Source organism: Pseudomonas jessenii, assembly GCF_002236115.1.
Taxonomy (GTDB): Bacteria; Pseudomonadota; Gammaproteobacteria; order Pseudomonadales; family Pseudomonadaceae; genus Aquipseudomonas; species Aquipseudomonas jessenii.
The window spans coordinates 662,354-682,903 of the sequence record NZ_NIWT01000004.1 but is presented as its reverse complement, the minus strand read 5'-3'; the positions used below and the strand labels follow the sequence as shown (position 1 = coordinate 682,903).

The following is a 20,550-nucleotide window of genomic DNA, read 5'->3' as shown; positions in this document are numbered from 1 at the left end:
GCGCGTGAAGATCAAAGGTCGTGATGCAGATACTTCGCCTGTTTCGGCAGACGCAGGCTGAACAGGAACGCTATCGCCATCATCACCGTCACGTACCAGTAGAACGAGTTTTCCATGCCCACGGCCTTGAGGCTCAAGGCCACATACTCCGCCGAACCACCGAAAATCGCATTCGCCACCGCATACGCCAGGCCGACACCCAATGCACGCACCTCGGGCGGGAACATCTCGGCTTTCACCAGGCCACTGATGGAGGTGTAGAAACTGACGATCGCCAGCGCCAGGGTAATCAACACGAAGGCCAGAAACGGACTTGTCACGCTTTTCAGGCTCAACAGGATCGGCACGGTGCACAGCGTGCCGAGGGCGCCGAACCAGAGCATCGAGTTACGCCGGCCGATCTTGTCGGCGAGCATGCCGAAAATCGGCTGCATGCACATATAGAGGAACAGCGCGCCGGTCATGATGTAGCTGGCGGTCTTGGCCGGCATGCCGGCGGTGTTCACCAGGTACTTCTGCATGTACGTGGTGAAGGTGTAGAAGATCAGCGAACCACCGGCGGTGTAACCGAGTACGGTGATGAATGCGGTTTTATGGTCGCGAAACAGGGCGCTGATGCTGCCGGCGTCCTTGTTTTCGCGCATTGCCTTGCTGGTGGTTTCTTTGAGCGAACGACGCAGATACAGCGAAACCAGCGCCGCCATGGCACCCACCACGAAGGGTATCCGCCAGCCGTAGGCACGCAGGTCATCTTCGGTGAGGAACTGTTGCAGGACCACCACCAGCGACACCGCGAGCAATTGGCCGCCAATCAGGGTCACGTACTGGAACGAGGCGAAGAAACCGCGCTGGCCCTTGAGCGCCACTTCACTCATGTAGGTTGCGGTAGTGCCGTACTCACCGCCCACCGACAAGCCTTGCAGCAAACGGGCGAACAGCAACAGGATCGGCGCCCAGACCCCAATGCTGCTGTAGGTCGGCAGGCAGGCGATAAGCAGCGAGCCGAAGCACATCATCAGAATCGAGATCAACATCGAATTCTTGCGCCCGTGCTTGTCCGCCAAGCGCCCGAAAATCCAGCCACCAATCGGCCGCATCAGGAACCCGGCGGCGAACACGCCAGCGGTATTGACCAGCTGCACGGTGGGGTTATCGGACGGGAAAAAGGCCGGTGCGAAATAGATCGCACAGAAGGCGTAGACGTAGAAGTCGAACCATTCAACCAGGTTGCCGGACGAGGCACCGACAATGGCGAAGATCCGCTTGCTGCGTTCTTCGCCCGTATAAAGAGCTATAGGCGCTGTGGGTGTTGTCATTGTTTTTTCACTCAATGGGGACAGTGAGAGTCTAGACACACTTTGCAACACTCCCGTTCCGCAGATAAATCAGCAACACAGATCCCCTGTAGGAGCTGGCTTGCCAGCTCCTACAAGGTGTTGCGGTGTTCACTTAATAGTCGAAGAACACCGTCTCGGCATCGGTACCCTGCAGAATCACATTCCACTGATAAACACCCGACGCATCCTTCTTGGCCAGCAAGGTGCTGCGGCGCTCGGCCGGCACGCACTCCAGCAACGGATCGTTGACGTTGGCCACCTCGCCATCAAAGTAGATCCGCGTCAGCAGGTGTTTCACCAAACCACGGGCAAACACCAGAACGACAAGGTGCGGTGCCTGGGTCGTGCCTTTGAGGCCCTCGACCGTACCGGGCTTGATGGTGGTAAAGCGAAAGCGTCCTTCGGCATCCACCGGCACCCGGCCAAAGCCTTCGAAGTTCGGGTCCAGGGGTTTGTCCTGGTCGTCTTCGGGGTGGTCATACTTGCCGGCGGCGTTGGCCTGCCAGACTTCCAGCATCGCGTCGTTGACGATGTCGCCATTGCCGTCGACCACTTGCCCGGTGATCGCTACGCGCTCGCCCAGGGTTTGTTCGACGGTCAGGTTTTCGCGGTTCAGCCAGGTCAGGCCGATGTGGTAGTACGGCCCGACGGTGTGGGACGTGGTCGCAGTCAGCGTCATCTTATTTCTCCATCGGCGTGGCGTCGCGGCCGCGCAATACGATGTCCCAGCGATAACCGAGGGCATAGGAAGGGATGGTTTTTTCCAGATCGAACGTGGCGATCAAACGCTCTTTGGCGCTGGTATCGGGTACGCAGTTGTAGATCGGGTCGTACGCCAGCAGCGGGTCGCCCGGGAAATACATCTGCGTCACCAGGCGCGTCAGGATGCTCGGCCCGAACAGCGAGAAATGGATGTGCGCCGGGCGCCAGGCGTTGTGGTGGTTACCCCATGGATAGGCGCCGGGCTTGATGGTCTGGAACTGGTACCAGCCATCGGCGTCGGTCACGGTGCGGCCGGTGCCGGTGAAGTTCGGGTCCAGCGGTGCGTCGTGCAGGTCGCGGGCATGGGCGTAGCGACCGGCGGCGTTGGCCTGCCAGATCTCCACCAGAATTCCCGGCACCGGCAGACCGTTTTCATCCAGCACACGGCCGTGGATGATAATGCGCTCACCCTGAGGCTGCCCCTCGTGCTGGGCGGTCAGGTCGTTATCCTTCTCGTTGATGCGCTCGGCGCCGACGGTAGGACCGGTGATTTCCGACAGCGAATGCGGCAGGAACACCAACGGCTTGGACGGCGAGCGCAGGTTGGTGGATTGATAGGTCGGGTGCAGGTACTCCGGCTGGGTGCCTTCCTGCGGGCGACGGTAACCAGGCTTGTCAGTCATGAAACATTCCTCAGTTCGTATAAGTCTTCAGAGCGCGTCAGACGCGCTCGATCGCCAGGGCCAGACCCTGACCGACACCGACGCACATGGTCGCCAGACCTTTCTTGCCACCGGTTTTTTCCAGCTGATGCAATGCGGTCAACACCAGCCGCGCGCCGCTCATGCCCAACGGGTGACCCAAGGCAATCGCGCCACCGTTCGGGTTGACCTGGGCCGCGTCGTCCGCGATCCCCAGTTCACGCAGCACCGCCAAGCCTTGGCTGGCGAAGGCTTCGTTGAGCTCGATCACGTCGAAATCGCTGACCGCTACACCGAGGCGCTCGATCAGTTTACGCACCGCCGGCACCGGGCCAATGCCCATCACCCGCGGGGCAACACCGGCGCTGGCCATGCCCAGCACTTTGGCACGGGCAGTCAGGCCGTGTTTCTTCACCGCTTCGGCCGAAGCCAGGATCAACGCGGCGGCGCCGTCGTTTACACCCGAGGCATTGCCGGCGGTGACGGTCTTGTCGGGGCCGTTGACCGGTTTGAGTTTGGTCAGAGCTTCCAGGGTGGTGTCGGCGCGAGGATGCTCGTCCTGGCTGACCACGGTTTCACCCTTCTTGTGGGCTATGCGCACTTCAACGATTTCTTCGGCGAAGAACCCGGCGGCTTGTGCGGCGGCCGTGCGTTGTTGACTGCGCAGGGCGAACGCGTCCTGATCGGCGCGGGACACCTTGTAATCGTCGGCCACGTTGTCAGCGGTCTGCGGCATCGCATCCACGCCGTACTGGGCCTTCATCAACGGGTTGATGAAGCGCCAGCCGATGGTGGTGTCTTCGAGCTTCATGTTGCGCGAAAAAGCGGCATCGGCCTTGCCCATCACGAACGGCGCACGGGACATCGACTCGACGCCGCCGGCAATCGCCAGCTCCATCTCGCCGCTGGCGATGGCGCGGAACGCGGTGCCGATGGCATCCATGCCCGAAGCGCAGAGGCGGTTGAGAGTCACGCCGGGAATGGTTTCCGGCAGGCCAGCCAGCAGCAGCGCCATGCGCGCCACGTTGCGGTTGTCTTCACCGGCCTGGTTGGCGCAGCCGAGGAACACCTCGTCCACCGCGTTCCAGTCCACCGACGGGTTGCGCTCCATCAAGGCCTTGATTGGCACGGCAGCCAGGTCGTCGGCACGCACCGTCGACAGGCCACCACCGAAACGGCCGATAGGGGTACGAATCGCGTCGCAGATATAAACGTCACGCATCACGCTTCTCCGGGGGCTTGGCCGTGTGCGGCAGCGGTACGGGCTTCGAGGTCGCGCAGCGCGGTCAGTTCGACTTCAGTCGGCTCGGCGGTTTGCTCAACCTGGTCGGCAAAGCGAATCGCCCAACCAGTGGCATCAACCACTTGCTCGCGGGTCACACCCGGATGCAGTGCAGTGACCACGAACTCATGGGTACCGGCTTCCGGCTCCATGATGCACAGATCGGTGATGATCCCCACCGGTCCGGCGCCTGGCAGACCGAGACGCTTGCGCGAATCGCCGCCCTCGCCGTGGCCGACCGAGGTAATGAAATCGAGTTTGTCGACAAAGGAGCGCGACGACTGCTTGAGGATGATCAACACGCTCTTGGCGGAACCGGCAATCTCCGGCGCGCCACCTGCACCCGGCAGACGGACTTTCGGCGCGTGGTAATCACCCACGACGGTGGTGTTGATGTTGCCGAAACGGTCGACCTGCGCCGCGCCGAGGAAACCGACGTCAATGCGCCCGCCCTGCAGCCAGTAACGGAAAATCTCACCGGTCGGGACTACGGTGTCAGCGGTTTCCGCCAGTTCACCGTCACCGATCGACAGTGGCAGTACACTTGGCTTGGCACCGATCGGGCCCGATTCGTAGATCAGCACCACATCAGGCGAGGAAGTCAGGCGCGCCAGGTTGGCCGCTTTCGACGGCAGGCCGATGCCGACGAAGCACACCGAGCCGTTCTTCAGGCGACGGGCAGCGGCAACGGTCATCATTTCATTGGTGGTGTAAGTCATTACTTCGCCTCCGAAGCGGCGGCCAGTTTGGCCTGGAACTCGCTGAAGTCAGCGCTGCCGTGGATGTATTCGTTGATCCACGCGGTGAAGGTTTCACGGTCGCGGGCAATCGGGTCCCAGGCCTGGTAGAAGCGGTTGTCGCGTTTGTTGTAACCGTGGGCGTAGGACGGATGCGCGCCGCCAGGTACGTGGCAAACCGCGCTCAAGGCCCAGGTTGGCAGCACACAGGAGTTCATCGGCGCATTGAGGTCGTCGACGATTTCCTCAACGGTGACGATGCAGCGCTTGGCCGCCAGCGCAGCTTCTTTCTGCACGCCGAGTATGCCCCACAGCAGCACGTTGCCCTTGCGGTCGGCTTTCTGCGCGTGAATCACCGTGATATCCGGACGCACCGAAGGCACTGCTGCCAACACTTCGCCGGTGAACGGGCAGGTCACGGATTTGATCAGCGGGTTAACCTTCGGCAAATCGGAACCGGCGTAGGCACGCAGCACCGCGAACGGCAGGCCGGATGCCCCGGCGACGTAGGCGTTGGCCAGGTCGGCGTGGCTGTGTTCTTCGATTTCCAGCGCGTGGGGCCACTGTTTCTCTACTGCGTCACGCAGGCGATGCAGTGAGCCGACACCCGGGTTGCCGCCCCAGGAGAAAATCAGTTTGCGGGCACAACCGGCACCGATCAACTGGTCGTAGATCAAGTCAGGGGTCATCCGCACCAGGGTCAGGTCTTTCTTGCCCTGGCGAATGATTTCGTGACCGGCGGCCGTCGGGATCAGGTGAGTAAAGCCTTCGAGCGCGACCGTATCGCCGTCGTTTACGAATTGCTTCACCGCGTCGTGCAGCGAAAGGATTTCAGCCATTGGGGCAGGCTCCCGTTTATTGTTAACCGACAGTGGAAGAAGGCGCCGATGCGCAGCGCCGGAATGACTGAAGGTTAAGCTTCTGAAAAAGGCCAAACAATCCGATAATCGACTGAGCGTTCGATTATCGAACACATTGTTGTCTGGCTACCTATCCCAAAATGCATCGCGAGCAGGGCTCGCTCCCACAGAGGATTGCAATCAACTGTGGGAGCGAGCCCTGCTCGCGAAGAGGCCATCTACATCACACGAGATTCCGGATCAGACTGTCAGGTCGCATCCGCATGACTGACCATGCCCTTGATCACCACTGCCGTCGTCGCCAGCGCCGCCGGAATCACCAGCGCCGTCAGCACTTGCTCGAAGTTCCAGCCCAGGCCCAGCAGCGTCGCGCCCATCCACGCCCCGAGGATGGCGCCGAAGCGGCCGATCCCGAGCATCCACGACACGCCGGTGGCCCGCCCCTGAGTCGGATAAAACCGCGCAGCCAGTGACGGCATTGCCGATTGCGCACCGTTGACACACATCCCGGCCACCAGCACCAGCGTCGCCAACAGCGCGATGTTGCCCAGGCTCTGCCCTACCGCGTAGGCAAACACCCCGGCCAGCAGGTAGAAAGTGCCGATGACCTTGTGCGGATTGAACCGGTCCATTGCCCAGCCCACGCCCACCGCACTCAGCACGCCACCAAACTGGAACAGCGCGCCGATGAAGGCGGCCTGCTCCATGCTCGCGCCACTGTCACGCATCAGCGTCGGCAGCCAACTGGTCAGCAGGTAAACGATCACCAGGCCCATGAAGTAGGTCAGCCACAAGAGCAAGGTGCCGGTGCTGTAGGTGCCGGAGAAGATCACCGCGAACACGTTGCGCGCCTTCACGGTTTTCTGTTCCGGCACACTGAAACTGGACGCCTGGGCCACCACCGTCGGGTCAATCGGCGCCAGTGCCTTGCGTACTTTGTCCGTACCGCGGTTGCGCACCACCAGGTAACGCGCCGACTCCGGCAACCAGAACAGCAAAACGACGGCGAGGATCAGCGGCAGCACTCCACCGATCAGCAGCAGGCTGTGCCAGCCAAAGGCCGGAATGAGCTTGGCCGAGATAAATCCGCCGCCAGCCATGCCGAGGTTGAAGCCGCAGAACATGCTGGTCACCAGCAGGGACTTTTTGCGCTCAGGGGTGTATTCCGACAGCAGCGTGGTGGCGTTCGGCATGCCGGCGCCCAGACCCAGGCCGGTCAGGAAGCGCAACACCAACAGCTGATCGACATTGGTGCTGTAGGCCGAGGCCAGGCTGAAGGCACCGAACAACAGCACCGCGCCGACCAGTACGACTTTTCGCCCGAAGCGGTCAGCCAGAGGGCCGGAGCCCAGTGCGCCGAAGACCATGCCGATCAACGCCGCACTCATCACCGGGCCGAGACTGGCTCGGTCGATACCCCAGTCCTGGGACAGGGCCGGGGCGATGAAGCCCATTGCCGCGGTGTCGAGGCCATCGAGGAAGACAATCAGGAAACACAGGATCACCACGCGCCACTGGTAGCGCGAAATGGGTTGGGCATTGATGAAGGACTGCACGTCGAGGCAGTTACCTACAGCAGACTGAGGCTGGTTCATTATTTTTATCCCACGGATCGCGGTCGAACGATGTCAGCAGATGCCGACGAAGCCGCGACAGTAATGATCCGGAGGAAACAGCGTCAATTCGATAAACGCGACTCTGTGCGTTTATCGAACGGCTTAGGCAAACAACTGGGCGCTGAGGTCGCGGCTGGCGCTCAACAAACCGGGCAGGAACCGCTGTTCCAGTTCATTGCGGCTGACTCGCCCGGCGTGAGTGCTGACATTGAGGGCCGCAACCACCTGCCCGGAAGCGTCGTACACCGGGACGGCAATCGAACGCAGTCCTTGCTCGAGTTCCTGGTCGACGATGCACCAGCCTTGCTTTCGCACCTCTTGCAGGCATTCGAGCAACGCCTCGGGGGTGTGGATCGTGCGGCTGGTCTTGGCTTGCAATTCGGCGTGGTCGAGGTATTCGCCCAGCGAGGTGTCATCCAGTGCGGCCAGCAGGATCCGCCCCATCGAGGTGCAATAGGCCGGCAAGCGCCCGCCCACCGACAGGTCCACCGAAATCAGCCGCTGGGTGGTCGCGGAGCGCGCGATGTACAGAATGTCATCACCCTCCAGCGTGGCCATGTTGCAGGCCTCGTGCAGTTGCTCGCTCATGCGGTCCAGGTAAGGCTGGGCGGAAACCGCCAGCGGCGTAGATGACACATAGGCATGGCCGAGGGTCAGCACTTTGGGCAGCAGCGAATAGGTGCGGCCGTCGGTGGTGGCGTAGCCGAGCTTGATCAGGGTGTGCAGGCAACGGCGCACAGCGGCGCGGGGAATTTCCGTGCGGTGACTGATCTGGGCGATGGTCAGGTGTCGTTTGCGCTCCTGGAACGCTTGCACCACGGCCAGGCCGCGGGCCAGGGACGTCATGAAATCCGGGTCGCCGGTCAGTGCCTGGATCCGTTTGGCAGGTGAGGCAACGATGGGAGGCGCCACTGAAGCGAAGGAATTGCGCATTTGATCGTTCATACAAGGTCCTTTTACCCATTCGGATCAGCGACTATTACAAAGGGCGAGCCTGGCGCTCAAGCCCGGCCCGCCAACTCTGTGCGATTATCGAACGCTCGACCGATAATCGCAATCCGTCGTGTAAATCACATGCGCTGATGCCCGGTTTTCGCTGACTTGCGCCCCCATGTTTACGCCGACTCGACACAGGACTTAATGGGGCAATCCAATTACCGTAACTTGCCTGATTTAGTGGCGTCAGAAAGGCATCGCAGCAATGCGGTATCCGTCGACGTTCTAGTTAATCGCAAAGTTTCGAGCAACAAAACGGTCACACACCAAGATTCACTTTTAACTCTTTGGAGATAGTGTTCTTCAAATCGGCCGCTATAATACAATTCAGTAGCGCTTCGGTTTTTTACTTGCCGAACCCGCTGCCCGGCCAGGCGATGTTCCATCGCCGTTGCCCGTTGCAAGCGCCAGATCCGCATTGCACAGCCTTGCCATCGCGCTTGCCGAAACAGGAAACTGAAGCTACGTCAGCTATTTATCTCTGGTGTCGTGGCCGCCTGTGACATGGAAGTATTGATCACGTTGTTGCCAAAAACGATGCCTTGACGGGCATTGCCCACTCGACGAACGTGATCAAACGATTTGATGCAGCGCGTTTTCACCAGAATTTATCCCAACTCAATCAGGTAGCACTGTGACGAAAGACGAACTGCGCGCGGAACTAGAGCGCCAGGAACAACGTTACAAGGAAGTTTACGGCGGAGAAGTCACCACTTACGCCGCTCAACCCGAACCGGAACGTAAACCCTGGCGTAAACGCGCCACCGTTCAGGATCAGGTTTTCCAGCAAGAACTTCAAAAAATGGAAAAGGAACTCAAAGCCGAAGAGCCGTGACTGCTTCGGCCTGATCCTTACAAGAACCTGCCTCTGCACCCGTTAAAAGCGGGATGTATTGATGTTGCCTTTCGCGCCCGCTACGAGCGGGCAGCGGCCATCACCGTCGTCGAATCAGGCAGATTTCCGGTATCTGACCTATTTCTCAGATTTTTCTCACAACCGTTCAAGCCCCTCCTGCCGGGCCGTGAAGGTTTTGTGACAGTCTATTTTTTCAATAAAATCAATGACTTAAAAAACACAGCAAAACCGTGGGTTTTCAGGTCCTGCGGCAAAAAAATTCGTTGAAGAATGTTACCGATGAGCAGCTAGTGCATTGATTAGCAGTCTTTTCTGGCATAATCGCGCCCCCTTATGACCGGGTCAGAAAACCTTCATGATCGATTTATTCAGCGGACTGGATGCTTGGGTGCTTGTGAGCCTCTTGCTCGCCCTGGCCTTTGTCCTCGCCTTCGAGTTCATCAACGGCTTTCATGACACCGCTAACGCGGTGGCGACCGTTATCTACACCAAAGCCATGCCGCCTCACCTGGCGGTGTTCTTCTCCGGTGTGTTCAACTTCCTCGGCGTGCTGCTGGGCGGGGTCGGCGTGGCGTATGCCATCGTCCACCTGCTGCCGGTAGAACTGCTGATCAATGTGAACACCGGTCACGGACTGGCCATGGTGTTCTCGTTGCTCGCCGCAGCCATCACCTGGAACCTGGGCACCTGGTACTTCGGTATCCCCGCCTCCAGCTCCCACACGCTGATCGGTTCGATCCTCGGCGTGGGCCTGGCCAACGCCCTGATCAACGAAATTCCGTTGGCTGACGGGGTGAACTGGCAAAAGGCGATCGATATCGGCATGTCGCTGGTATTCTCGCCAATGGCAGGCTTCCTGATCGCCGCGCTGATCCTGATCGGTCTTAAATGGTGGCGTCCGCTGTCGAAGATGCACAAGACGCCGGAACAGCGCCGCAAGATCGACGACAAGAAACACCCGCCGTTCTGGAATCGCCTGGTACTTGTGATCTCGGCCATGGCCGTGAGTTTCGTTCACGGTTCCAACGATGGCCAGAAAGGTATCGGCCTGATCATGCTGGTCCTGATCGGTATCGTGCCGGCCCAGTTCGTCCTCGACCTGAACAGCACAACTTATCAGATCGAGCGGACTCGCGACGCGACCCTGCACCTGAGCCAGTTCTACCAGCGCAATTCCGAAACCCTGGGCGAGTTCCTGGCCCTGGGCAAGAGCTTGAACGGCGACTTGCCGGAGAAATTCCGTTGCAACCCGCAACAGACCGAACCGACCATTACCGCCCTGCTCGGCACCCTCAAGGGTGTAGCCGACTACCATTCGCTGTCGGCGGAAAGCCGCATCGAAGTACGTCGTTACCTGCTCTGCCTGGATGACACCGCGAAGAAAGTCAGCAAATTGCCAACGCTCGGGGCCCGTGAAAAGGCTGACCTGGACAAGTTGCGCAAAGACCTGACCACCACCACTGAATACGCTCCGTTCTGGGTGATTCTGGCGGTAGCACTGGCCCTGGGCCTGGGCACCATGGTCGGTTGGAAACGCGTGGTACTGACCATTGGCGAGAAGATCGGCAAGCAAGGCATGACTTACTCCCAAGGCATGTCGGCGCAGATCACCACCGCTAGCCTGATCGGCATGGCGAACATCTTCAGCCTGCCAGTTTCCACCACCCACGTGCTGTCCTCGGGCGTGGCGGGCACCATGGTCGCCAACAAGAGCGGCCTGCAAGGCGGCACCGTCAGAACCATCCTGCTGGCCTGGGTATTGACCCTGCCAGCCACCGTGGCCCTGTCGGCCGGGTTGTTCTGGCTGGCCTCGAAGGCGCTGGGTAGCTGATACAGCGGCATCGAAAAAGGCGCGCTCCGCAAGGACCGCGCCTTTTTTATTGCCGCCAATCGCAAAAAATCACTGTAGGAGCGAGCTCTGCTCCGGGCGGCGTTCCGACGATGACCGCAAGGACAACGCGTACATTCAGGCAGCCCGCGTCATCGTTGGCGTCCATCGCGAGCAGAGCTCGCTCCTACAGGGTCACATGTTTGCCGATAGTTTTTTACAGGCAAAAAAAAGGGCAACCGAAGTTGCCCAAAATGCCTTGCGTGCTCATTACATCCAGAAAGAACTACGGTTATTTCCGCTTGTGCGAATCCTTCCAGATAAAAAGTCCGAACCCTGCAAAAAATACAAACATGAGGCTGACAGTCAGCACTCCGGCGATCACCACGTTGTCGAAAAACATGACGCGTCTCCTGTACCTGCCCTGTTGCGATAGGGCTAAGTTAACCAAACGGGCAGGAGAGAATATTGACCGGGATCAATGTCGCCCGAGACTGGGCAAGAGGAAGGGAGAAGTTTGACCCGCATCAATGAATGCGGGGGATTTCAGCGCTTTTTCGGTTTGTTTTTCGGCTTTTTTTTGGCCTTGCCCAATGGCATGGCCTGCTCGAACGCCTGGCGAACTTCATTGAGCCGCTTGTCATTGAGGTCATGAACACGCTTGGCGCGCTCGGCATTGAGGTCAATCAGTTTGTCGTCTTGGCTCATGGCAGTCAGTGCATCGCTTGAAATGAGTTTAAGCCGCCGTAGCGTTCGGCAACCCTGCGCCAATAATGCGGCCTGACGGCCGTGCTGACCAGCCTGCGCTCAAATCTCGATATCGACCCACAACCCTTGCCGCGGCTGATCTTCCATCAGCGGCGCCACCGGCACGGTGTTGTCGGCATTGAGCTCATCCCCGGGAATCGCCAGGTGAGCCTGCGGGTCATTATCAGCTTCGTGGCGACGTCGTTCCTGGTCCTGCCTGCGGCGCTGTTCCTCGCGCAGCACCAGTCCGTCCTCCTCAGGATTGCGCTTTTGCAGGTCGATCGTGCTTTCACTGGAGCTTTCCTGAACCGGCACCACCGGAGGAATATCCGGACGCTGACGGATCGGGTCGGTCTGTGAAGTGATCGGCACGGCACTCAAGGGGAGCATCGGTGGCAGCATGGTTTTCAGTCTCCTGTCAGCAGGCTGTCGGCTGCGGGGATGGCGACTTGAGCCATCGGTCGCAAACTGTGACTCATTTGGCACTCATTAGTGCACCGGGCGGCGCGTCATGCACAGGTGGGCTAACGTATGACTGTGAGTTTTTCTGAGAGTCCTTTGGCCCTGAGGCCCTCATTCCGTTAAGATAGCCCGCTTTTTCAGGTGGGAGTCAGGCAGCATGGCGCAGCAGTATCAACCGGGGCAACGCTGGATCAGTGACAGCGAAGCCGAGCTGGGTTTAGGCACCGTTCTGGCACAGGACGGCCGCTTGTTGACCGTGCTCTATCCGGCCACTGGCGACACTCGCCAGTACGCGCTAAGGAATGCGCCCCTCACCCGTGTGCGGTTTTCGCCCGGTGACTCCATCACTCACTTCGAAGGCTGGAAGCTGACCGTTCGCGAAGTCGACGACGTCGATGGCCTGCTGGTTTACCACGGCCTCAACGGGCAGAACGAAGTGGTCACCCTGCCGGAAACCCAACTGTCGAACTTCATCCAGTTCCGCCTGGCCAGCGACCGTCTGTTCGCCGGCCAGATCGACCCGCTGGCCTGGTTCTCCCTGCGTTACCACACACTGGAACACACCAGTCGCCAGTTGCAGTCCTCCCTTTGGGGTCTGGGTGGCGTGCGTGCGCAACCGATCGCGCACCAGTTGCACATTGCCCGCGAAGTCGCCGACCGTATCGCGCCACGGGTTCTGCTGGCCGACGAAGTGGGCCTGGGCAAAACCATCGAAGCCGGCCTGGTGATCCATCGCCAATTGCTCTCGGGCCGCGCCAACCGCGTGCTGATCCTGGTTCCGGAAAACCTGCAGCACCAGTGGCTGGTCGAGATGCGCCGCCGCTTTAACCTGCAGGTCGCGCTGTTCGACGAAGAACGCTTCATCGAAAGCGATGCCAGCAACCCCTTCGAAGACACCCAGCTCGCACTGGTCGCGCTTGAGTGGTTGGTGGACGACGAGAAAGCCCAGGACGCGCTGTTCGCGGCGGGCTGGGACTTGCTGGTGGTCGACGAGGCTCACCACCTGGTGTGGCACGAAGATCAGGTCAGCCCCGAGTATTCCCTGGTCGAGCAACTCGCCGAGACCATTCCCGGTGTGCTGCTGTTGACCGCCACCCCGGAACAACTGGGCCAGGACAGCCACTTCGCTCGTCTGCGCCTGCTCGACCCGAACCGTTTCCACGACCTGCAAGCCTTCCGCGCCGAGAGCGAAAACTATCGCCCGGTGGCTGAAGCCGTTCAGGAGTTGCTGGACAAGGGACGCCTGTCGCCGCAAGCCCACAAGACCATCCACGGCTTCCTCGGCAACGAAGGCGAAGCCCTGCTGGCCGCCGTCAACGATGGCGACACTGAAGCCAGCGCGCGTCTGGTGCGTGAATTGCTCGACCGCCACGGCACCGGCCGCGTGCTGTTCCGCAACACCCGCGCTGCCGTGCAGGGTTTCCCGGAGCGCAAGCTGCACCCGTACCCGCTGCCGTGCCCGGACGAATACCTCGAACTGCCATTGGGCGATCACGCCGAGCTGTACCCGGAAGTCAGCTTCCAGGCCCAACCGGACGCCAGTGAAGAAGAACGCTGGTGGAAATTCGACCCGCGCGTCGAATGGCTGATCGATCAACTGAAGATGCTCAAGCGCACCAAAGTGCTGGTGATCTGCGCCCACGCCGAAACCGCCATGGACCTGGAAGACGCCCTGCGCGTGCGCTCCGGCATCCCGGCCACGGTGTTCCACGAGGGCATGAACATCCTCGAGCGTGACCGCGCCGCCGCCTATTTCGCCGACGAAGAATTCGGCGCGCAGGTGCTGATCTGCTCGGAAATCGGCAGTGAAGGTCGCAACTTCCAGTTCTCCCATCACCTGGTGCTGTTCGATCTGCCGTCCCACCCGGACCTGCTGGAACAACGTATCGGTCGACTGGACCGGATCGGCCAGAAGCACATCATCGAACTGCACGTGCCGTATCTGGAAACCAGCCCGCAAGAGCGCCTGTTCCAGTGGTACCACGAAGCACTGAATGCGTTCCTCAACACCTGCCCGACCGGCAACGCCTTGCAGCACCAGTTCGGCCCGCGCCTGCTGCCGCTGCTCGAAGAAGCCGATGACGGTGAGTGGCAAGCGCTGATCGACGAAGCCCGCACCGAGCGTGAGCGCCTTGAAGCCGAACTGCACACCGGCCGCGACCGTTTGCTGGAGCTCAACTCCGGTGGCGCTGGCGAAGGTGATGCGCTGGTTGAAGACATCCTCGAGCAAGACGATCAGTTCGCCCTGCCGATCTACATGGAAACCCTGTTCGACGCCTTCGGCATCGACAGCGAAGACCATTCGGAAAACGCGCTGATCCTCAAGCCGAGCGAAAAAATGCTCGACGCCAGCTTCCCGCTGGGCGACGACGAAGGCGTGACCATCACCTACGACCGTAACCAGGCGCTGTCTCGCGAAGACATGCAGTTCATCACCTGGGAGCACCCTATGGTTCAGGGCGGCATGGACCTGGTGCTGTCCGGCTCCATGGGCAACACCGCCGTGGCGCTGATCAAGAACAAGGCGCTGAAACCTGGCACCGTGTTGCTGGAACTGCTCTATGTCAGCGAAGTGGTTGCCCCGCGCTCGCTGCAACTGGGCCGTTACCTGCCGCCGGCCGCCCTGCGCTGCCTGCTCGACACCAACGGCAACGACCTGTCGGCCCGCGTGTCGTTCGAAACCTTGAACGACCAGCTCGAAAGCGTGCCGCGTGCCAGCGCCAACAAGTTCATCCAGGCCCAGCGTGACCAACTGACGCCACGGATCAACGCCGGTGAAGCGAAGATCCTGCCGCGCCACACTGAACGTGTCGCCGAGGCGCAGCGTCGCCTGGCCGCCGATACCGACGAAGAACTGGCGCGCCTGACCGCCCTGCAAGCGGTCAACCCAACCGTGCGCGACAGCGAACTGGTGGCCCTGCGCAAACAACGCGAGCAAGGCCTGGCCATGCTCGACAAGGCTGCGCTGCGACTGGAAGCGATTCGGGTGCTGGTGGCGGGTTAACAACCCTCCTCCACCGCTATGAAAAGAAGGCCCGCAGCGATGCGGGCCTTTTTTGTTTACTTCAAATTCAGTAGTGCTGCTGATGGCCTCATCGCGAGCAAGCTCGCTCCCACATTGGATCTTCAGTGCCTATGAGATACCTGTGGGAGCGAGCTTGCTCGCGATAGCGGTCAAGCAGTCACCGCAGAACTGTCAGGCTCAACCACCGCCACCAACCCGTCCTTCATCCGCTTAGCGTCCCTCACAAAACACCGCGAAGCCAGGAACAGAAACACCACGGTGAGCAACAACGCCACCGGTATCAGGTACATCGCGTCATGCAGGCCGACCGCCTTAAACGCCTCAGTCATTTGCTCCGCGCCCGCCGCAAGCATCGCCGCGTGGGCGAAGTGATCCGACAAGCCCCCGACCACCACCGGCCCCAGGCCACCGCCCAACAGGTACAGCCCGGCAAAGAACAGCGCCATCGCCGTTGCCCGCAACCGCGGCTCGACCACATCCTGAATCGCCGTGTACACGCAGGTGTAAAAGTTGTAGGCGAACAGCCAGCCCATACTGAATACCGCGACAAACACACCGATCTCGATTCGCCCGGAATGCAGCGCCCACGCGGTGCAGACCGTCGAAATCACCAGGCTGAAGGCGGCAAACAGGAGCCGCCCGTTGGCGATGCGCTGGTGAATCTTGTCCGCGATCCAGCCACCGAGGGTCAGGCCGACCAGCCCGGTCACACCGACAATAACCCCGGTCGCCACTGCGGCATCCTGCAACGGCATGAGGAAGTAGCGTTGCAGCATCGGCACCAGAAACGAGTTACAAGCATAGGTGGCGAAGTTGAAACACAGGCCGGCCATCACCAGCCACAGGAAGGTTGGCACTGCCAATACCCGACGGATCGGCCGATCGATCTTTTCCTGCGAAACCTGAACGCTCTCGGCAGCGCCGCGCTTCGGTTCCTTGATGAAAAACATGAAGATCGCCAGGATCAGCCCGGGCACCGCCGCGATAAAGAACGGTGCGCGCCAGCTATCGAAGGCCTTGACCATCGCGCCAATGGTGAAGAACGCCAGCAACAGCCCCAAGGGCAGCCCCAGCATGAAGATCCCCATGGCCCGCGCCCGACGGTGCGCCGGAAACAAGTCGCCGATCAGCGAGTTGGCGGCTGGCGCGTAACTGGCCTCGCCGATGCCGATGCCCATGCGCACGATCAGGAAGCTCCAGAAACTGCCCACCATGCCGTTGACGGCGGTCAACCCGCTCCATACCGCCAGCCCCCAACCCATCAGCTTGCTGCGCGATCCGGTATCGGCCATGCGCCCCAGCGGCAAGCCGGCAATGGCGTAGACGATGGTGAATGCCGTCCCGATGATCCCCAACTGGAAATCACTGAGGTGCCATTCCATGCGAATGGGCTCGATGATGATGGCCGGGATGGTGCGGTCGAAAAAATTGAACAGATTGGCCAGGAACAACAGGAACAGAATGCGCCAGGCATTGGCCGCTTGGGTCGAGTTCTGCATGGGTCCGTCTCTTTTATTGTTTTTGGGGCGTCACTGCCCCCGGTCTTTGCAATCTAGACAGGCCGGCCGCGCCTGTCTTTCATTATTCGCCAGGCTGATACCAACCCATGGGACGCAACCTGTAGGAGCTTTCGCGGGACGGGTATTTCGCAGTCCGTCCGAGCGATGAAAAATACCTTTCAGCCCCCCTTCCCAAGCCGTTGGCGAAGCCTAGAATAGCGGCCTTGTTTCCCCCCTGTGTCTCCACTCCTCCTTAGATAATCGCCCATGTCCGAAGCCAGTCCGTGTCTGAATTGCGGTGCCTGCTGTTCTCATTTTCGCGTGTCATTTTTCTGGGGTGAATGCGCCTCGTCCGGGGGGACGGTACCCGATGAGCTTGTCGAGCAGATCAGCCCCAGTCGGGTCGCGATGCTCGGAACCGGCTGCAAACCCGTGCGCTGCACCAGCCTGGTCGGAGACGTGGGCAGTACGGTGCAGTGCTCCATTTACGAAAAACGCTCCAGCACCTGTCGGGAGTTCGACGCTTCGTGGGTCGACGGCCTGGCAAATCCCGATTGCGACGCGGCCCGTGCGGCTTTCGGTTTGCCGGCCCTGCAACCCGCGTTCGAGACGCCTCAGAAGCAAATCGCCTGAGTCATAGCACTAATCGCTATTAGCCTAATATCAAAAAAATTGGCATCAATATGCCACTACTGCTTGCGCTCCATCCACGCCCTCTATACTCCACGACATTCGCCGACGCTCCTTGCGCCGACCTGAAGCTTAACGATGGGGCATGCTATGGAGTGGCTTGGTTTGCATTTCATTACCGAGCTACCAGAGACTGGGCAGGTCATACTTAATTGCACACATGACCCGTTTCTGGTGCTGCTGGCTTATCTGGTCGCCTGTGTCGGCGGTTTCGCGACACTGGACATGGCCGAACGGGTTGCTCACGCTGAAAAATCCGCGTCCCAAACGCTCTGGCGCTGGGTGGGCAGCGGATGCCTGGCCGGCGGCATCTGGGCCATGCATTTTGTCGGGATGCTGGCATTCCAGGCGCCTATCGATCTTCACTACCAACTGCCTGTCACGGTGTTCTCGCTAACCATCGCGCTGTTCGCCGCATGGCTGGCGATGCGTACCCTCAGCCTTCCTGAGCTGAGTTTTCGACAGTGCCTCACGTCATCGGTCGGGATCGGCCTGGGTATCGCGACCATGCATTACGTGGGCATGACGGCCATGCACTCCAATGCCTCGGTCTATTACCATCCGGGCCTGTTCGCCCTTTCCATCGCGATCGCGATCGGTGCCGCGCTGGCCGCCTTGTTGCTGGCATGGTATCTGCGCGACGGCGCCGGCATGCTGCATCAGCTTTTCAAATTCTGCGCCAGCCTGGTGCTCGGGGCGGGCATCCTCGGTATGCACCTCACTGCCATGGCCGCCTTCAACATGGTGATGCCCAGCGACAGCCTGCCAGCGCAAACCGGCGAACACAGCCATCTGCAACTGGCGCTGACCGTGACAGTCATCACCCTGCTGATCATCGGCAGCAGCATCAGCGCGGCACTGGCGGACAAGAAGCTGCAACACAAGGACCACGACCTGCAACGGGTCAACTCCCTGCTAAGCCAACTTGACCAGGCGCGCATGTCGCTGCAACAGCTGGCGAACTACGATGCGTTGACCAACCTGATCAACCGCCGCGGGTTCAACCAGGTCTTCGCTGAAAAACTCATCGAGAAAACCAACAAAGGCGGGATGCTGGCGGTCATGTTCCTGGACATCGACCATTTCAAGCGGATCAACGACAGCCTTGGCCACGATGCCGGTGACGAACTGCTCAAAGTGCTTGCCGGGCACATCAAGAGCTCTGTTCGCAGTCATGAGGATGTGGTCGCTCGCTTCGGCGGCGACGAGTTCTGCCTGCTCATCGACCTGCGTGATCGTGACGAAGCGCGGCAGATGGCCCAACGCATCATGCTGAAAATGAAGGAGCCCATCGAGTTGGCCGGCAGGCGCATGGTCATGACCACCAGCATCGGCATCAGCCTGTTTCCGGAAGACGGCAAGACCTGTGAGGAACTGTTGAAAAACGCCGACCTGGCGCTGTATCAGTCCAAGGGCAGCGGCCGCAACGGGCTGAGTTTTTTCAGTGCCGACCTGAAAACCCGCGCCACACTCGAGCTGCAACTGGAAGAAGAGTTGCGCCACGCCCTGCGTGAAGACACCGGCCTGATGCTCTATTACCAGCCCATCTATGACCTCAAGACCGGTCAGGTGAGCAAGCTCGAAGCCTTGATCCGCTGGCAACACCCGGTCCACGGTTTCCTCGTACCGGATCGTTTTATCGCCATCGCCGAAGCCAATGGTCTGATCGCCGAGCTGGACAACTGGGTGCTGCGCAAGGCCTGCGAGGATCTGGGCGAGTTGTCGCGCCAAGGCTGTGAAGACCTGAAGATCGCCGTGAACTGCTCGCCCCTGAACCTGGCGCGCGAAGAACTGGCCGATGAAATCGAGTACGCATTGCGGGCCTCCGGTGTGGAGCCCCACCGTCTGGAACTGGAGGTCACCGAAAACGCCTTGATGGGCAATATCGCCGACACCCTGGTGCTGCTGCGCCAGATACGCGCCCTCGGCGTTTCACTGTCTATCGATGACTTCGGCACCGGCTATTCATCCCTGGCCTACCTCAAGCGCTTGCCGCTCAACACGCTGAAAATCGACCGTTCGTTCATCCAGGACATTCCCAAGGCGACCCAGGATATGGAAATCGTCCAGGCGATTATCGTCATGGCCCATACCCTGCACCTGCAAGTGGTCACCGAAGGGGTCGAAACCTTCGAGCAATACCAGTTCCTGGAAGACCATGGCTGTGACTTCGTTCAGGGCTATCTGCTGAGTCGGCCGGTGCCACTGGCCGAACTGCATCCGGTACTGAAAGAAATCAACCAGCGCAAGCACGCCTACACCGTCACGACGCTGAGCCTGGTTCACGGTACATCTGCACTAATGTAGACGGGTCCTTTTCAAGAAACCCCTGACTCCCATGCAGGCGCATCAACTGCGCGGCCAGACCGCTGATCGGTGTCGCCGAGCCTTGTTCACGGGAAAACTTCACCGCTGTATCCAGATCCTTGAGTAACGTCCGTACGTGCCACTTGACCGGTTCGAATCGATTTTGCGCCATCTGCGGAGCCAGGATCTGCAAGGGTTTCGAATCGGCAAAGCCGCCGGCCAGCGCTTCGGCGATCAGACTGGCATCAACCCCGGAACGCTCCGCCAACGCGACCACTTCGGCAATCACCAATGCATTGCAGGCGACGATCATCTGATTGCACGCCTTGGTCACCTGCCCCGCGCCGACGCCGCCCATATGCGTCACACGCTGCCCCAGGCTCAACAGGACAGGCCGGACCCGCTCCAGATCCTGTAGCTCACCGCCGACCATGATCGCCAGGCTTCCAGCCTCGGCACCGACCACGCCACCGGACACCGGCGTATCGAGCCAGCCCATGCCGGTTTTAGCGGCAAGTTCTGCGGCCATTTCCCGCGTAGCGTTGGGCTCCAGGCTGGAGAAATCCACCAGCAGCTGGCCTTTTTTGGCGCCCTCCACAACACCTGCCGGACCAAACACCACCTCGCGTACGACCGAGGTATCGGCCAGGCACAGCATCACCACGTCAGCGTGCTGGCACAGTTCGGCCGGGCTGGCGACCTGGCGCGCGCCGGCCTCCACCAGCGGCTTGCACTTGTCCGGATTGCGATTCCATACCGCCAGCGGATAACCCGCGGCCAGCAGGCGCCGGCACATCGGCAGCCCCATCAGGCCGATCCCGGCAAACCCTAGCGAAGGTAGCGTTGACATCATTTTGCCTCTTCTTGATTAAAGATCACCGAATATTGGCCGATTCATCATGACT

The 20,550-nt window shown here is 60.3% G+C and carries 18 protein-coding genes; 5 read left to right on the top strand and 13 right to left on the bottom strand.

What is annotated here, in order from left to right:
- Positions 1 to 11 precede the first annotated feature (11 nt).
- The 8 genes from PSJE_RS16250 to pcaR form a co-directional block, all read right to left on the bottom strand.
- Positions 12 to 1,316, bottom strand: coding sequence for an MFS family transporter (locus PSJE_RS16250; RefSeq protein ID WP_090453557.1), 1,305 nt, complete (start codon positions 1,314 to 1,316; stop codon positions 12 to 14).
- Between the two features lie 133 nt (positions 1,317 to 1,449).
- Positions 1,450 to 2,016, bottom strand: a complete 567-nt coding sequence (gene pcaG, locus PSJE_RS16245; protein WP_090453555.1) for a protocatechuate 3,4-dioxygenase subunit alpha — start codon at positions 2,014 to 2,016, stop codon at positions 1,450 to 1,452.
- 1 nt (position 2,017) lies between these two features.
- The gene (gene pcaH, locus PSJE_RS16240) at positions 2,018 to 2,722 is read right to left on the bottom strand and encodes a protocatechuate 3,4-dioxygenase subunit beta (RefSeq protein WP_057716089.1); all 705 of its coding nucleotides are present in this window, start codon (positions 2,720 to 2,722) and stop codon (positions 2,018 to 2,020) included.
- A gap of 37 nt (positions 2,723 to 2,759) precedes the next feature.
- Positions 2,760 to 3,965, bottom strand: coding sequence for a 3-oxoadipyl-CoA thiolase (pcaF, locus tag PSJE_RS16235; protein ID WP_174245503.1), 1,206 nt, complete (start codon positions 3,963 to 3,965; stop codon positions 2,760 to 2,762).
- Entirely contained in the window at positions 3,962 to 4,741 is a 780-nt protein-coding gene (locus PSJE_RS16230; RefSeq protein WP_057716091.1) for a CoA-transferase subunit beta, read from the bottom strand. The genes pcaF and PSJE_RS16230 overlap by 4 nt, the downstream gene beginning before the upstream one ends.
- Positions 4,741 to 5,598 (bottom strand): CoA transferase subunit A, encoded by an 858-nt coding sequence (locus tag PSJE_RS16225; protein WP_090453553.1) that lies wholly within the window; start codon positions 5,596 to 5,598, stop codon positions 4,741 to 4,743. The genes PSJE_RS16230 and PSJE_RS16225 overlap by 1 nt, the downstream gene beginning before the upstream one ends.
- A 269-nt stretch (positions 5,599 to 5,867) precedes the next feature.
- Positions 5,868 to 7,214, bottom strand: coding sequence for a 4-hydroxybenzoate transporter PcaK (gene pcaK / locus PSJE_RS16220; protein WP_057716092.1), 1,347 nt, complete (start codon positions 7,212 to 7,214; stop codon positions 5,868 to 5,870).
- 123 nt (positions 7,215 to 7,337) lie between these two features.
- Positions 7,338 to 8,180 (bottom strand): pca regulon transcriptional regulator PcaR, encoded by an 843-nt coding sequence (gene pcaR / locus PSJE_RS16215; RefSeq protein ID WP_090453552.1) that lies wholly within the window; start codon positions 8,178 to 8,180, stop codon positions 7,338 to 7,340.
- Between the two features lie 685 nt (positions 8,181 to 8,865).
- On the opposite strand from pcaR, the gene PSJE_RS16210 reads away from it, so the two are divergent.
- Complete coding sequence (locus tag PSJE_RS16210; RefSeq protein ID WP_007986337.1) at positions 8,866 to 9,066, top strand: hypothetical protein; 201 nt, start codon at positions 8,866 to 8,868, stop codon at positions 9,064 to 9,066.
- Positions 9,067 to 9,442: 376 nt separating this feature from the next.
- Positions 9,443 to 10,918, top strand: a complete 1,476-nt coding sequence (locus tag PSJE_RS16205; RefSeq protein WP_057716094.1) for an inorganic phosphate transporter — start codon at positions 9,443 to 9,445, stop codon at positions 10,916 to 10,918.
- 289 nt (positions 10,919 to 11,207) lie between these two features.
- Here the strand turns inward: PSJE_RS16205 and ccoM are convergent, their stop codons facing one another.
- From ccoM to PSJE_RS16195, 3 genes are all read right to left on the bottom strand, one after another.
- On the bottom strand, positions 11,208 to 11,318 hold the full coding sequence (gene ccoM / locus PSJE_RS31950; RefSeq protein WP_007976669.1) for a cytochrome c oxidase subunit CcoM: 111 nt from the start codon (positions 11,316 to 11,318) through the stop codon (positions 11,208 to 11,210).
- Positions 11,319 to 11,461: 143 nt separating this feature from the next.
- Complete coding sequence (locus PSJE_RS31310; RefSeq protein ID WP_008016476.1) at positions 11,462 to 11,623, bottom strand: hypothetical protein; 162 nt, start codon at positions 11,621 to 11,623, stop codon at positions 11,462 to 11,464.
- Between the two features lie 99 nt (positions 11,624 to 11,722).
- Positions 11,723 to 12,064 carry an aspartate-semialdehyde dehydrogenase gene (locus tag PSJE_RS16195; RefSeq protein WP_090453550.1) on the bottom strand — a complete coding sequence of 114 codons (342 nt, stop codon included), beginning with the start codon at positions 12,062 to 12,064 and terminating at the stop codon, positions 11,723 to 11,725.
- Positions 12,065 to 12,281: 217 nt separating this feature from the next.
- Between PSJE_RS16195 and rapA the strand changes: the two genes are divergently transcribed.
- A complete protein-coding gene (gene rapA / locus PSJE_RS16190; protein WP_057716096.1) occupies positions 12,282 to 15,128 on the top strand; it encodes an RNA polymerase-associated protein RapA in 2,847 nt (948 codons plus the stop codon).
- Positions 15,129 to 15,298: 170 nt separating this feature from the next.
- Here the strand turns inward: rapA and PSJE_RS16185 are convergent, their stop codons facing one another.
- Positions 15,299 to 16,648, bottom strand: coding sequence for a spinster family MFS transporter (locus tag PSJE_RS16185; RefSeq protein ID WP_090453549.1), 1,350 nt, complete (start codon positions 16,646 to 16,648; stop codon positions 15,299 to 15,301).
- Between the two features lie 267 nt (positions 16,649 to 16,915).
- Here PSJE_RS16185 and PSJE_RS16180 point away from each other — a divergent pair, with 267 nt between their 5' ends.
- The gene (locus tag PSJE_RS16180; RefSeq protein ID WP_046043993.1) at positions 16,916 to 17,281 is read left to right on the top strand and encodes a YkgJ family cysteine cluster protein; all 366 of its coding nucleotides are present in this window, start codon (positions 16,916 to 16,918) and stop codon (positions 17,279 to 17,281) included.
- Between the two features lie 147 nt (positions 17,282 to 17,428).
- Positions 17,429 to 19,645 (top strand): putative bifunctional diguanylate cyclase/phosphodiesterase, encoded by a 2,217-nt coding sequence (locus PSJE_RS16175; protein WP_280523327.1) that lies wholly within the window; start codon positions 17,429 to 17,431, stop codon positions 19,643 to 19,645.
- Here PSJE_RS16175 and PSJE_RS16170 read toward each other — a convergent pair.
- Complete coding sequence (locus tag PSJE_RS16170) at positions 19,602 to 20,498, bottom strand: NAD(P)-dependent oxidoreductase (protein ID WP_090453546.1); 897 nt, start codon at positions 20,496 to 20,498, stop codon at positions 19,602 to 19,604. The two genes, PSJE_RS16175 and PSJE_RS16170, sit on opposite strands and share 44 nt — an antisense overlap.
- Positions 20,499 to 20,550: the final 52 nt, after the last annotated feature.